We start from the raw sequence: 13,538 nt of genomic DNA, 5'->3' as shown, positions 1-13,538 counted from the left end.
TGAACGTTCAAATCCGCCGAAGCCGGGCGTTTGAACGTTCAACACCGGATGTCGGCACCGTCCCACTCGCTTGCCGAGTTGTCAAGAGGAGGCGGCATGCGCCAGCCGTACCTGCACGAGCACGTCACGTGCGTCGCCGCGCCCGCGACCTGGCTGTCCGGTCCGTCCGGCGATCTCGCCACCGACCCCGACGGCCTGTATGTCGAGGACCGCCGCGCCGTGTCGAGGCTCGCCGTCACCGTGGCCGGCCATGTGCCCGTCCCGATCGGCGCCCGGCGCGACGGCGCGGCCGCGGCCGAGTTCACCGCTGTGATCCGCGAGCTCGGCGACCCGGGCCCCGACCCGACGGTGACGCTGACCCGCCGCCGCGAGGCCGGGCCGCGGGGCGGCACCGAGACGCTCGTGCTGGCCAACGCCTCGCACGTGACGCTCACCGTCGCCGTCGTGGTGCGGGCGGCCACCGACTTCGCGCGCATGGGGGCCGTCAAGGACGGCCGGACGGCTTCGTTGTCCACAGTCGAGCTCGGCGACTCGGTGACGTCGCCCGACGGCATGACCGTGGCTGTGGACAGTGCGCCCGCGCCGGACGGGCCCGGACTACGGTGGGACGTGACGCTTCCGCCTCGGCAGCAGTGGACGGCCCGGCTCACGTTCACCCGGTCCGATGTGGACGGTGCCGCCGGCTTCGATTTTCGGAGCGCCTTGGAGGTGGTGGCCGACGACCGGAGACTCGACGCGCTCGTGCGCACCGGGGTGGAGGACCTCGAGGCCCTCCGGCGCACCGACGGCCCCGACGTGTACTACACCGCCGGCAGCCCGTGGTACCTGACGCTGTTCGGGCGCGACTCGCTGTGGGCGGCCCGCCTGGCCCTGCCGATGGGCACCGAGGTCGCGGCCGGCACCCTGCGCGCGCTCGCCCGCCGCCAGGGCGAACGGCACGACCCCGACACCGACGAGGAGCCCGGCAAGATCCTGCACGAGGTCCGCCCGCCCGACGCGTCCTACCACCTGCCGCCGGTGTACTACGGCACCGTCGACGCGACCGCGCTCTGGGTCAGCACGCTCGCCGACGCCTGGCGCTGGGGCATGCCCGCCGCCGAGGTGCGGGAGCTGCTGCCCAACGTCGAGCGGGCCCTGGACTGGCTGGCGGGGCACGAGGGCTTCATCGCGTACCGGGCGAACGGCAAGGGCCTGACCAACCACGGCTGGAAGGACTCCGGCGACGGGGTGCAGCACGCCGACGGGCGGATCGCCGAGGGTCCGCTGGCGCTGAGCGAGGTGCAGGCCTATGCGTACCGCGCGGCGCTGGACGGTGCCGCCCTGCTGGACGCGTTCGCCGGGCCGGACGCTCCTGCCCGCCCCGGCGCTTCTGCCGGGCCTGACGCCTCGGCCCGACCTGACGCCTCGGCCCGACCGGGCGCCTCGGCCCGACCGGGCGCCTCGGCCCGACCGGGCGCCTCGGCCCGACCGGGCGCCTCGGCCCGACCGGGCGCTGCGCATTGGCGCGCCTGGGCGGCCGACCTGGCCGAGCGCTTCCGCAAGGCGTTCTGGTGCCCCGGCGGCTACCCGGCGATCGCCCTGGACGGGACGGGCGCGCAGGTGGACAGCGTGGCGTCCAACATGGGCCACCTGCTCGGCACGGGCCTGCTCAACCCCGACGAGAGCCGCGCGGTGGCCGACCACGTCGCCGCGCTCACATCGCCCTACGGCGTGCGCACGGTCTCGCCGGACTCGGCCGGGTACAACGTGCTCTCCTACCACCTCGGCTCGGTCTGGCCGCACGACACGGCGATCGCCCTGCTCGGCCTGGTCCGCGACGGCCACCGCACCCTCGCCGCGGAGCTGGTACGGGCGCTGCTGGCGGCCGGGGAGCGCTTCGGGTTCCGGCTGCCCGAGCTGTACGGCGGGGACGCCGCGGCCACCGCCTACCCCGCCTCCTGCCGCCCCCAGGCCTGGTCCGCGTCCACCGGACCGGCGCTGCTGGTGGCGCTGCTCGGCCTCGACGCGGACGTACCGGCGGGGCGCATCACGCTGCGGCCCCTCGCACCGTCCCCGGTCGGCGCCTACCGCGTCCGGGGCCTGCGCATCGGCGGCGCCGACCTGGACGTCTCGGTGACCGCCGACGGCGTGCCAACAGTCCACAGTGGACCCCCTGGCCTCATGGCGGGGTGAGCCCCTACAATGCGGGGTCATGCGACGTTCGGGGGCGATCGTGCTGGCACTGCTGCTGCTCGGTGCGGCGGGGTGCGCGTCGCCGCCGCAGTCGGAGCCACCGGCGCAGGATCTGCCGGAGGTGGCGAGCTCGGCGGGGCTTCCGGCGGGCTGGCGGTGGGAGTACTTCGGCGGGGTGCGGGCCGGCGTGCCCGGCGAGTGGGGCTGGGACAACGGCTCCCAGCGGCTCAGCCAGTGGTGCCTCCCCGACAAGCCCCCCGCGCCGGCGGTCGGGCGGCCCGGGTCGAGCACCCTGGTCGGCTGCCCGGACGGCGGCGACCCCGCACCGGAGACGCTGATCGCCAAGACCGGCTCGCTGCTCGCCTTCGACTGGACCGCCGAGCCGGACGGCGTGGCGAAGGCGGGGGATCAGACCGCGGTGCGCCTCGACGGCGTCCAGGTCACCGTCAACGCCCCGGCCGAGCTGCGGGACCGCATCGTGTCGACGATCGGCCGGGTCGAACACGACAGCGACGGCTGCCCGACCACCCACCCGATCAGCGAACGGCCCGACGTGCGCCCGGGCAAACCCGTCGACGTGAGCACGCTGCGGGACGTGCGGAGCGCGACGGCGTGCAAGTACCGGCTGCGCGACTTCTCCGCCCGCGGGCAGTTGCGCCTGCTGGCGGCCCTGCGCCTGGACGGCCCGGCGGCCGCGGGCGCGATCCGGGAGATCGCGAAGGCCCCCGTCGGCGGCGGCCCGGACACGCCGAAGGAATGCTCGGCGGAGGTCTCCTACGGCGACGACGCCATCGTGCTGCTGGTGCGGTCGGCGGCCGGCGTGTCCGACGTCATGGTGCGCTACTCCGGCTGCGACCACAACGGCTTCGACGACGGGGTACGGGTACGGGCGCTGACCGCCACGGCCATCGCCCCGCTGATCACCGGGCCGAACACCCTGTTCAGCTTCTCCGGCTCGGCCAAGCGCCCGATCCTGCGCCCGTCCGACTGACCCCTGCTGTCACTGGACTTCCGGGGATCAGGTCGCGGTGAACAGGACCGCCCGTCCCGCTTCGGCCGCCCGGTCGTAGAAGGCGCGCACGTCCTCGAAGTTCCCCCACGTGTACTCGAAGTCGCCGTCGTCGAGGGCGCCCCGGTACTCGGGGTCGTCGATGGCGTCGAACCGCGCCCGGAACCACGCCCGGTCCACGCCGTGCAGGGCCTTGGCCACGTCGCCCGCCTCGGCCGCGGTGACGTGGACGACGTAGGAGTCGTCGTGCAGGTGCCGCCCGCCGGCGATCGCGTGGGACAGCGGGTACTCGCCGCCGTCCGGGTCGAGCGTGCCGTCGGTCAGCGCGCGGTGGATGGCGTCCCAGGCCTTGTCGGTGTCGACCTTCAGGTCGTCGTCCCACGACTCCTCGATGTCCTCGAGCAGCCCGGCCACGGCGTCGGCGTCCCCGGCGTCATCGGCCGCGAGCAGCGCGCGCTCCTGCTCCGGCGTGATCGCGAAATGCACCCCCAGCATGTCGTGATCATACGGTGGGCGCGGGCGTCCAGGACGTCGACGGCGGAGGTTTCGGGTGTGACCTCAGCCGATGGGTATGGTGTACTTTGATCGACCGCATCTACGGGGGTAAACGCGTGCGTCGATCGATGGGCTGTGTGCTGCTGGCCGGGCTGCTGCTGGCGGCGGCCGGGTGTGAGGCCGACCACACGGCGGCGCCCGGGAGTTCGGCTTCCGTGAAGGCGCCGCCGCTCACCAAGGCGTGGGAGCGCACCGACCTCAAGCCCGCCGGGCAGTTCACGGCCGTCGGCGGGGTCGCGGTCGGGTACGTCGCGGACTCCGGGCGGCTGCAGATCGTCGCGCTCGACCCGGCCACCGGCAAGACGCTCTGGGGGCGCGCCGCGTCGCCCGGGGAGGTCACGCTCGGCACGCCCGTCGGGGTGCACGTCGTCGACGGCAAGGTGGCGTACTTCCGGGCCGATCCCAAGGGGAACCTGTTCGCCCAGCTCGTGGTGGCCGATCCGCGCACCGGCGACGACCTCGCCGTCACGGCGCCGACGCTGTTCGACTCGCCGCCGCTCGCCTGCTCGAACGGGACCGATGTGTGCACCACGTCGCGGGCCTCGTACAAGGACAAGGCGACGCCGCACCGGCTGCGGATGAGCGACAAGCAGTACGTGGCCGAGGACACTGGCGCGCCGGCCGGGTCGCGGTCGGTCGGCGTCAAGGGCCTGACCGACCTCGGCACCCGCGATCCGGAGCGGGTCGCCCTGATCCGCGACGGGAAGCTGGTGTGGCAGCGGAACATCGGCGACGCGTTCCCCGCCGGGTTCACGTCCGACCTCGGGTGGAGCTGGTCGCTGTACCCGCAGCCGAAGCTCTACGTGGGCTCCGTCTACGGTGGACAGACCAGCTCCGGCGCCGACGGGTTCACCCGGGACCTCGCCGCCGGGTCGGCCACCGCGGCGCTGTCCGAGGCCGACGGCTCGGTGGTGTGGCGCGACGCCGGCAGCGCGCTGGGCTGCGACGGCACCGTCGAGGTGCCGCTCGACCCGGCGAACCCGGACAGCGCGAGCATCCCGGTGCGGTGCCGGTACAAGGGCACCTCGACCTGGTCGGCGGCGACGAAGTCGCTGTCCCGGTCCGGGCTGGACGTCGTCGTCGAGGGCTTCGACCCGGCCACGGGCAAGACGACGTGGTCGGTGCCGGTCGGGGCGGCCGACGAGCTCGCCACGGTCACGGAGGGACACGCCCTGGCCGGACCCGGACGGCTGCTGGTCAGCGGCGGGACCGGCCCGCTCGTCATCGACCTGACCAGCGGCAAGACCGAGAAGCCGGCCGCCGACGCGACGTTCTGGTGCGGCAAGCGGGTCGAGTTCGAGTACGGCGAGGCGTACTACATCGACGGCAAGCCCGAACACCAGCGGATCGGCGGCGAGGTCGGCACCCCGTGCGGTGTCGACGGCAAGCCGGTCGACCGCGTCCCCGCCTCGGAGTCGACCCGCGCGTTCGGCACCGTGCTCGGTGCCGATGTGCTGGTGGCCAAGGCCGACGGGGTCATCGGCTACCACCAGGGCTGACGTCCGGCCCTGAACGACGTCGCAGGGCGGCGACGTTCGGCCCCGAACGACGTCGCAGGGCGGCCCGGCCGGCGAGGACCAGCAGCAGGACGTAGCCGACGGTCATCGCGGCCGAGGTCCAGGCGAACGGGTCCGCGAAGCCGACGTCGGCCGTCCAGTAGCGGTCGTCGTCCGGGGAGTACGGCGAGGGTGCCGACGGGCCGAGGAGACCCAGCGGCAGCAGGGCCGGGCCGCCGTACATGGCGATCAGCGCGAACGGCCACAGGCAGACGGACAGCACGGCCGTGCGCAGCGTGCTCGATCCGAGCAGCCCGAGCAGGGCGGCGATCGTCAGCAGCAGCACCGTGCGCATCACCATGAAGCCGACGTTGTTCAGGTGGAGCAGGTCGAGCAGTTCGTAGGTGTCGTTCGCGAGCAGGGTGTACCGCGCCGACAGCAGTCGATAGACCGACGCCAGGACCGAGCTCAACGCGGCGCCCGCGACCACCGCGACCGTGAACTTCCGGGCGGCCCAGGCACGTGGCGACACCGACTGGGTGTGCACGAAGTCGCCTTGTTCGGGTGCGAACAACGGGATGCCCAGGAGCAGGCCGAGCACGGACGGCACGAACGCCGCGACGAGCTCCATCACCAGGATCGCGCCGCCGCTGGAGTAGCAGCGGTTGGGGTTGACGCAGCCGGGCAGGCCGAGCACGTCAAGCGAATGCTGGACGGCGGCCGCACCGGCCACGAGGGCCACAGTGGACAGTGCGGTCAGCGCCGCCGCCGTCAACAGCCAAGGGCGCAGCAGTCGTACCGCGAGCCAGATCACGAGCGCCCCCGCAGGTATCCGAGCACGAGCTCCTCCAGGCTCGGGTGATGCCAGGCAAGGGTCCCGGCCGGGACGGCCTCGCCGATGCGCACGAGGGCCGTGAAGCCGGTCTCGTCGCGGCGCACCTCGACGACCTCGGCCCCGTCCAGCGCCGCGAAGTCCCCGGTCGCGCCGTTGACGAGGCGGTGCCCGGCGAGGGCGGCGTCGACCTCCACCGCCGCGCGCACGTGCCCGTGGTCGAGGACCACCACGTGGTCGCACACGCCGGCCAGGTCCGCCACCGCATGGGTGGAGAGCACCACCGTGGTACCGCGCGCCGCCGCCTCCCCCATCAGCACGCTCACCGCCTCGGCGCGGGCCACCGGGTCCAGCGCGGCCAGGGGCTCGTCGAGGAGCAGCAGGTCGGGGCGCTTGCCGAGGGCCATGGCGAGCGCCAGCCGGGCCCGCACGCCGGGGGCCAGCGTGCCGACGCGAGCCTCCGGTGGCAGGTCGGCCGCCAAATCCAACGCCCGTTGCATATCCCATCCCGGGTTGAGCCGGGCGCCGAGGCGCAGGGTCTCGGCGACGGTCAGCTGGGGGTACAGCGACGAGCAGTAGCCGATCCTGGGCCGCGTGCGGTCGTCGAAGGGGCCGCCCAGCACGGTCACCGTGCCGCGGTCCGGCCGCAGCAGGCCCGCCGCCGCCCGCAGCACCGTGGTCTTGCCCGCCCCGTTGCGCCCGACGAGGGCGGTCACCGAGCCGGCCGGGACCGCGAACGAGCAGTCGTCGAGGGCCGGCCGGTCGCCGAAGCGGTGCGAGACGGCGTCGACGATCAGCGCCGGCTCAGCCGTCGACACGGCAGGCCTCGTCCAGCAGCGCGTGCAGGTCGGCCCGGTCCAGCCCGGCCGCGGTGGCCTTCGCGACCCAGCCGGCCAGCTCCTCGCGCAGGTCCCCCAAATCCAACGGCCGTTGGTCGAGCACGTAGGTGCCGGACCCCTGCCGCGCCGCGACCAGCCCCGCCGCCTCCATCTCGCGGTAGGCCTTCAGCACCGTGTTGGGGTTGATGCCGAGGCCCTCGGCGACCTCGCGGGCGGTCGGCAGCCGGTCGCCCGGCTGGAGCCGCCCGACCCGGACGGCCTGGCGGACCTGCTGGACCAGCTGGGCGTACACGGCCGTGCCGCCGCGCCGGTCGACGCGGAACAGCGTCAAAACCGTCATTGCACTAGTGAACTAGCGCAATTTCGAAATGTCAACGCGCCCGGGACGCAATCCAACGCGCCGCGAAAGCCGGCCTCAACGCTTGCGCAGCGCCTCCGCCAGCAGCTCGACCAGGTGCTTGCCCGGCTTGTGCGCCAGGTCCTCGGCCTGCGTGCGGCACGAGAACCCGTCGGCCAGGAACACGTCGTCCGGCGCGGCCCCCTCCAGCGCCGGCAGCAACTGCTGCTCCGCGACCTGTACCGACACCTCGTAGTGGCCCCGCTCGACGCCGAAGTTGCCGGCCAGGCCGCAGCAGCCGCCGAGCCGCTTGACCGTCGCGCCGGTGGCCTTGAGCAGCTTGGCGTCGGCCTCCCAGCCCATCACGGCGTGGTGGTGGCAGTGCGGCTGGGCGACCACGCTCACGCCTTCGAGGGACGGCGGGGTCCAGCCGGGAGTCCGGGCGAGCAGCTCGGCCACGGTCACGGTCGCCGCGCTCACCGCCCGGGCCGCGTCGGAATCCACCAGCTCGACGAGATCACTGCGCAGGACCCCGGTGCAGGACGGCTCCAGGCCGACGATCGGGATCCCGCGGTCGACGGCGCCCTGCAGCGCGCCGACGGTCGAGCCGAGGATGCGCTTGGCCGCGTCGAGCTGGCCGGTGCTGATCCAGCTCAGCCCGCAGCAGGCGGACTCGCTGGTCAGCTCGGGCGCGTAGCCGGCCGCGGTGAGCACCTCGACGGCCGCCTTGGCGATGTCCGGCGCGAAGTGGTCGGTGAAGCTGTCCACGAACAGCAGGACCGGCTTGCCCTCGAACGTGCGGCGGCCGAACCAGCGGCGGAAGGTCTTGTTCGCGAACCGCGGGATCGAGCGGCGGGCGTCGACGCCTGCGGTGTACAACGCGAGATTGCGCAGGCCGGGCGCCGAGGTCAGCGCGTTGGCGATGCGGGGCATGCGCGAGGCGAGCCGGGACCACATCGGGAGCCGGCCGAGGGAGTAGTGCGAGCGCGGGCGGATCCGGCCCTTGAAGCTCTGGTGCAGCACCTCGGCCTTGTAGGCGGCCATGTCGATGCCGGTCGGGCAGTCCGACGCGCAGCCCTTGCAGGACAGGCACAAATCCAACGCGTCATGGATTGCCGGCGCGCGCCAGTCGGGGGCGAGGTCGCCGTCGAGCATCTCCTGCAGCACCCGGGCGCGGCCGCGGGTGGAGTCCTTCTCGTTGCGGGTGGCCAGGAACGACGGGCACATGACGCCGCCGAGCGCGGTGGTGTCGGCGCGGCACTTGCCGACGCCGGTGCAGCGGTGCACGGCCTGGTTGAAGTCGCCGTGGTCCGCGTGGTACCCGAACGCCAGCGGCTGCCCGACCGGCCGGGCGGCCGCGACGCGGATGCGGGCGTCGACCGGGTCGGGGTCGACCAGGACGCCGGGGTTGAGCAGGTTCGCGGGGTCGAACGCGTGCTTGACGGCGGCGAAGAGGCCGATGGCCTCAGCGGAGTACATCCGCGACAACAACTCGCTGCGGGCCCGGCCGTCCCCGTGCTCGCCCGACAGCGAACCGCCGTAGCTGACGACGAGGTCGGCCGCGTCCTCCAGGAACGCGCGGAACTTCGCGGGGCCGCCCGGCCTGTCGAGCGGGAAGTCGAGCCGGACGTGCACGCAGCCGTCGCCGAAGTGCCCGTACGGCATGTTGCTCAACCCGTGCCGCTCGCACAGCACGTCGAAGTCGCGCAGGTAGTCCCCCACCCGCGCCGGCGGGACGGCCGCGTCCTCCCAGCCGCCGTGCCCGGGCTTCCCGGACGGCGCGCGCCCGGCCAGCCCGGCGCCGTCCTCGCGGATGCGCCACAGCGGTGCCGCCGCGGCCGGGTCCTCGACGATCAGCGCGTCCACGGCCCCGGCCCCCTCGGCCAGGCGGCGGGCCCGGTCGCGGCACTCGTCGAGGTCGTCGCCCGCGATCTCGACGAACAGCCACGAGCTCCCGCCCGGCAGCGGCGGGACGGCATCGGGGCCGCGGCGGCTCCGCACGATGTCGACGATGCGGGAGTCGATGCCCTCGCAGGCGGTCGGGTCGAAGCCGAGGACCGTGGGAGCGGCGTCGCCGGCCGAGCCGATGTCGGGGTACCCGAGCACCACGAGCAGGCGGTGCTTGGGGTCGACCACCAGCCGTACCGTGGCCGAAGTAACAATCGCCAGGGTGCCCTCGCTGCCGACGAGCAGCCCGGTCAGGTCGAGGCCGCGCTCGGGCAGCAGATGCTCGACGGCGTAGCCCGACACCTGCCGCGGGAACGTGGCGAACTCGGTGCGGGCGACGGCCAGGCTGCCCTGCACGACCGCCTGCAGCTGGTCGGCGATCGCCTTGGCGCCCTCGACGGTGGGGCGGTCGCGCTCGTCGCGCCCGGTCGAGAACCGCTCGCCGTCGATCGTGAGCGCGTCCAGCCCGACGACGTTGTCCGAGGTCCGCCCGTACCCGAGGGTGCGCGACCCGCACGAGTTGTTCCCGATCATCCCGCCGATCGTGCAGCGGGTGTGCGTCGACGGGTCCGGCCCGAAGCGCAGCGCGTGCGGGCGGGCGGCCGCCTGCAGGGTGGCGTGCACGGTGCCGGCCTGGACGCGGGCGGTGCGGGTGCCCGGGTCGACCTCCAGGACCTTGTCCATGTGGCGGCTGAAATCCAACACGACACCGGGGCCGATCGCGTTGCCGGCGACCGAGGTGCCGGCGCCGCGCGCGGTGATCGGCACGCCGAGCGCCCGGCACACCTCGAGGGTGGCCGCGACCTCGTCGTCGGAGCGGGGGCGGACGATGGCCCGCGGCACGATCCGGTACAGGGAGGCGTCGCTGCCGTAGGCGGAGCGGTGGGCGGCGTCGGTGAGCACGTCCCCGACCCCGGCCCGGGCCAGGCGAGCCACCAGGTCGTCAGCAATGTCGGGCGCCATTTCGGCAATCGTACTGGCTCGGCCGGACGGGCCGACTACCGCCACCTGTCACCCACTTTACGGTGTTTTGTCCGGAATGTCGCTTCCGGTGTACCGGTAGACGCTGAACACGTAGTCGGGGCAGACGAGCTGGCAGGCGGTGCATCCGGTGCAGCCCTCGTGCAGCAGCGGGTACCGGTACCCCAGCTCGTTCACCTCGCTCGACATGGCCAGGACGCTCGGCGGGCAGGCGGTGATGCACAGCTCGCACCCCTTGCACTTGTCGGCGTCGATGACGAGCGTGCCGCGGGTCGTGCGGTTCATGCGTCGCTCCCTTCCACGACGCGCGCCGCGTCGTCCCAGCCGTCGTCGTCCTCTGTCGGGTGCTCGGGAAACACGCCACGACTGCGCAGCGCGGCGATCGCGTTCTCGGCGGTGAGGCGGATGTGGGCCAGCGCCGCCTCGCCCGCCGCGGCGGGACGGCCGGAGCGCAGCGCCAGGAACTCGGCGTGCAGCGCGGCCCGCTCCTCGGCCAGGTTGTCGTCGATGGCGAACCGGGCCGCGACCGGCACCAGGCCCGAGAACGTGCGCAGGAGCGCCCGCAGGTGGTTGCCGGCGCCGGCGACGTTCACGACGCGGCGGAACTCGCGGGCGAGCGACTCGTACTCGTCCGGGTCGTCGCAGCCGGCCAGCGACTCGTCGAGCTTGGTGAGCGCCTCGAGCACCTCCGGGTCGCGCCGGCGGGCGACGCGGCGGTTGGTGAGGGCGCTGAGCATGCCGTACAACTCGAAGGCCTCTCGCACGGTCGCGTCGTCGAACTCGGCCACGAACGCGCGCTTGTAGTGTGCGCGTTCGACCAGTCCGTCGCGTTCGAGCTGGATCAGCCCCTCCCGGACCGGCACCCGGCTCACGCCGAGCTCCTCGGCGATCGCGTCCAGGTCGAGGCGCTGGCCGCTGGTGAGCTCGCCGGCGAAGAGCCGCCCCAGCACGTACGCCGCGACGGCCTCGCTCGTGTTGGCCCGTTCGAGTTTCATGATGTCCGCAGTTCTCCCAGCTGGTAGGTCTGCTCCATCGTGCCCTGCTGATACGACGGGCCCTCGGCGGTGGGCACGAACCAGCCCGTCGGGCACATCGTGAGGATCTCCACCAGCGAGAACCCGCCGCCGGCCAGCTGCGTCTCGAACGCGCGCTTGATCATGCGCTTGGTCTGCAGCACCGCGCCGGCGGTCGAGACGGCGCCGCGCGCGACGTACCCGACCCCGCGCAGCGAAGCGATCAGGTCGGCCACCGGGATCGGGTAGCCGTGCGTCTCCGGGTCGCGCCCGTCGATGCTCGTTTTCGTGCGCTGCCCGAGCACGGTGGTCGCGGTCTGCTGCCCGCCGGTGTCGCCGAACACGCCGTTGTTGAGCATCACGCAGGTGATGTTCTCCCCGCGCGCGGCCGCGTGCAGCACCTCCTGCAGCCCCTCGTTGACCATGTCCCCGTCGCCCTGCAGCGTGAACACCGCGACGCCGGGCCGCACCCGCTTGATCCCGGTCGCGCACGCGGGTGCGCGACCGTGCAGGCACTGCAGCACGTCGACGTCCATGATGCGCACGAAGCTGCCGTAGCAGCCGTGCCCGACGACGCCGATGGTCCGCTGCACGATGTCGAGCTCCTGCAGTACCTCCAGCAGAATGCGCAGCGCGACCGGCTCGCCGCAGCCGGGGCACAGCGAGTGCTCGCCGAGGATGAGGCTGGGCTTGAAGTCGGCGACCTGCTTGGCGTCCCGGGTGGGAGGCCGCGTCGTGTCGATGTTCACAGTGCCCCCAAGATGCGCTGGCGGATGACCGGGGCGTCCAGCAGCGGCCCGTACGACAGCCCCGACTCGGCGATGCTGACCCCGCCGATGAACCGGACCGCGCGCCGGTCGTGCGCGTACATGCGCACATCGTCGACCATCTGCCCGCCGTTCAGTTCGAACACGAGCACGTTGCGCGCATTGCGCGTGGCCGCCTCGAGCGCACCGCCCGGAAACGGCCACAAGGTGATCGGCCGGAACCAGCCGATGTCGTGCCCCTCGGCGCGCAGTTCGCCGACGACGTGCTCGACGAACTTGGCGGCCGACCCGAACGCCACGACGACCGTTTCCGCGCCGGTGTTGTCCGACTCCTCGTAGCGCTGCTCGAGGGCACCGATCCGATCGAACTTCTCCGCGATCGCGCGCCAGTGCCCGTCGGGCCCGGGTCCCGGGTCGGTCGCCTTGCCCATCGCCCAGGTCCAGATCTGGCGGCTGTGTCCGGTGCCTCCGCCGGTACCGTCGAGGGCCCAGTCCTTTTCGGGAAGTGTCCCGTAGTCGCGGCGCGCGACCTCGACCCCGACGCGGGTCTGCGCGAGGAGGGGGTCGCCGTAGAGGACGACGGGCGCGCGATGCTTGTCCGCGAGGTGGAACAGCAGCTGCGTGTGCTCGACCGCCTCCGGGATGTCCTTGGGCGCGAGCGTGATCGTGCGGTAGTCGCCCCAGCCGCCGCCCCGGGTCGCCTGGAAGTAGTCCTGCTGGTTGCGCGCGAGGTTGAACACCACGAACGGCGTTTCGTTCAGCGCGGCCTCGGCGATCGCCTCCTGCATGAGCGCGATGCCCTGCCCGCACGACCCGGTGGCCGCCCGCGCCCCGGCCGCGGCGGCGCCGAGGGTCATGTTGACGCCCTCGATCTCGCTCTCGGCGTTCAGGCAGACCCCGCCGGCCGCGGGCAGCCGCTGCGACATCTGCTCGAGCAGCCCGGTGAACGGCGACATCGGGTACCCGGCGAAGAACCGGCACCCGGCCGCAATTGCGGCCTCGGCCATGGCGGCGGATCCTTCGAGCAGTTCGAGCGTCATACGGTCACCCCATCCAGGGCCTGCGCCCCGGCCTCGATCGCGCGCGCGTTCGCGGCCGCGTGCTGCCGGCGGTACGGCGGGAGCAGTTCCTCCATCGCGGACACCAGGGCGGCCGGCGCGACCATGTGCGTGAGCGCGTTGTACGCCCCGAGCAGCACGAACCCGGACGCGTTGGGCGCCTCGACCCCCTTCGCGACGGCCATCGCGTCCACCGCGAACACGCGCAGGTCCGCACGGAACGCCGCCGGATCGACCAGCGGCGTGTTGGCCAGCACGAGCGCACCGGTACGCAACCGGTCCTCGACCCCCTCGCTGTGCCGGTGATGCGCGAAGACGGCCGACCACGCCGACGGCAGGATGGGCAGCGCCTTCAGCGGGGCGTCGCCGATCACGACGCCGGCCTTGGAGGGCCCGCCGCGCATCTCCCCGCCGTAGTCCGCGGCGAGCATCGCGTACTGCCCCTGCCGGGTGGCGGCGAGCGCCAGCGTCTTGGCGAGCAGCTGAATGCCCTGCCCACCGATGCCCGTGACGAGCACTTCCCGCTCCACGC

Annotated in this window: 13 protein-coding genes; 3 read left to right on the top strand and 10 right to left on the bottom strand. The window is 73.4% G+C overall.

Features of this window, described 5'->3' with window-relative positions:
* Positions 1–96: 96 nt before the first annotated feature.
* Positions 97–2,172, top strand: coding sequence for a glycogen debranching N-terminal domain-containing protein (locus tag ACQPZ4_RS17360; protein ID WP_433061824.1), 2,076 nt, complete (start codon positions 97–99; stop codon positions 2,170–2,172).
* 19 nt (positions 2,173–2,191) lie between these two features.
* On the top strand, positions 2,192–3,163 hold the full coding sequence (locus tag ACQPZ4_RS17355; protein WP_433061821.1) for a hypothetical protein: 972 nt from the start codon (positions 2,192–2,194) through the stop codon (positions 3,161–3,163).
* A 27-nt stretch (positions 3,164–3,190) separates the two neighbouring features.
* Here ACQPZ4_RS17355 and ACQPZ4_RS17350 read toward each other — a convergent pair whose 3' ends face one another.
* Entirely contained in the window at positions 3,191–3,676 is a 486-nt protein-coding gene (locus ACQPZ4_RS17350) for a YfbM family protein (RefSeq protein ID WP_433061818.1), read from the bottom strand.
* 116 nt (positions 3,677–3,792) lie between these two features.
* Here ACQPZ4_RS17350 and ACQPZ4_RS17345 point away from each other — a divergent pair, with 116 nt between their 5' ends.
* Positions 3,793–5,235 (top strand): hypothetical protein, encoded by a 1,443-nt coding sequence (locus tag ACQPZ4_RS17345; protein WP_433061816.1) that lies wholly within the window; start codon positions 3,793–3,795, stop codon positions 5,233–5,235.
* On the opposite strand, the gene ACQPZ4_RS17340 is transcribed toward ACQPZ4_RS17345, so the two are convergent.
* The 9 genes from ACQPZ4_RS17340 to ACQPZ4_RS17300 form a co-directional block, all read right to left on the bottom strand.
* Positions 5,213–6,046, bottom strand: a complete 834-nt coding sequence (locus ACQPZ4_RS17340) for a hypothetical protein (protein WP_433061813.1) — start codon at positions 6,044–6,046, stop codon at positions 5,213–5,215. The two genes, ACQPZ4_RS17345 and ACQPZ4_RS17340, sit on opposite strands and share 23 nt — an antisense overlap.
* A complete protein-coding gene (locus ACQPZ4_RS17335) occupies positions 6,043–6,882 on the bottom strand; it encodes an ATP-binding cassette domain-containing protein (protein WP_433061810.1) in 840 nt (279 codons plus the stop codon). The genes ACQPZ4_RS17340 and ACQPZ4_RS17335 overlap by 4 nt, the downstream gene beginning before the upstream one ends.
* Positions 6,869–7,234, bottom strand: coding sequence for a GntR family transcriptional regulator (locus tag ACQPZ4_RS17330; protein ID WP_433066560.1), 366 nt, complete (start codon positions 7,232–7,234; stop codon positions 6,869–6,871). The genes ACQPZ4_RS17335 and ACQPZ4_RS17330 overlap by 14 nt, the downstream gene beginning before the upstream one ends.
* An 84-nt stretch (positions 7,235–7,318) precedes the next feature.
* Complete coding sequence (locus ACQPZ4_RS17325) at positions 7,319–10,150, bottom strand: FAD-binding and (Fe-S)-binding domain-containing protein (protein WP_433061807.1); 2,832 nt, start codon at positions 10,148–10,150, stop codon at positions 7,319–7,321.
* A gap of 57 nt (positions 10,151–10,207) precedes the next feature.
* Positions 10,208–10,453, bottom strand: a complete 246-nt coding sequence (locus ACQPZ4_RS17320) for a 4Fe-4S dicluster domain-containing protein (protein WP_433061805.1) — start codon at positions 10,451–10,453, stop codon at positions 10,208–10,210.
* Positions 10,450–11,163, bottom strand: a complete 714-nt coding sequence (locus ACQPZ4_RS17315) for a GntR family transcriptional regulator (RefSeq protein ID WP_433061802.1) — start codon at positions 11,161–11,163, stop codon at positions 10,450–10,452. Before ACQPZ4_RS17315 ends, ACQPZ4_RS17320 begins: the two co-directional genes overlap by 4 nt.
* The gene (locus tag ACQPZ4_RS17310) at positions 11,160–11,930 is read right to left on the bottom strand and encodes a thiamine pyrophosphate-dependent enzyme (RefSeq protein WP_433061797.1); all 771 of its coding nucleotides are present in this window, start codon (positions 11,928–11,930) and stop codon (positions 11,160–11,162) included. Before ACQPZ4_RS17310 ends, ACQPZ4_RS17315 begins: the two co-directional genes overlap by 4 nt.
* A complete protein-coding gene (locus ACQPZ4_RS17305; RefSeq protein ID WP_433061793.1) occupies positions 11,927–12,988 on the bottom strand; it encodes a hypothetical protein in 1,062 nt (353 codons plus the stop codon). Before ACQPZ4_RS17305 ends, ACQPZ4_RS17310 begins: the two co-directional genes overlap by 4 nt.
* Positions 12,985–13,536 carry a 2-oxoacid:acceptor oxidoreductase family protein gene (locus tag ACQPZ4_RS17300; protein WP_433061791.1) on the bottom strand — a complete coding sequence of 184 codons (552 nt, stop codon included), beginning with the start codon at positions 13,534–13,536 and terminating at the stop codon, positions 12,985–12,987. The genes ACQPZ4_RS17305 and ACQPZ4_RS17300 overlap by 4 nt, the downstream gene beginning before the upstream one ends.
* Positions 13,537–13,538 lie beyond the last annotated feature (2 nt).

This window comes from Dactylosporangium sp. CS-033363, assembly GCF_050942475.1.
Classification (GTDB): domain Bacteria; phylum Actinomycetota; class Actinomycetes; order Mycobacteriales; family Micromonosporaceae; genus Dactylosporangium.
The sequence above is the reverse complement of the archived record's forward strand: the minus strand, read 5'-3'. Positions and strand labels throughout refer to the sequence as shown.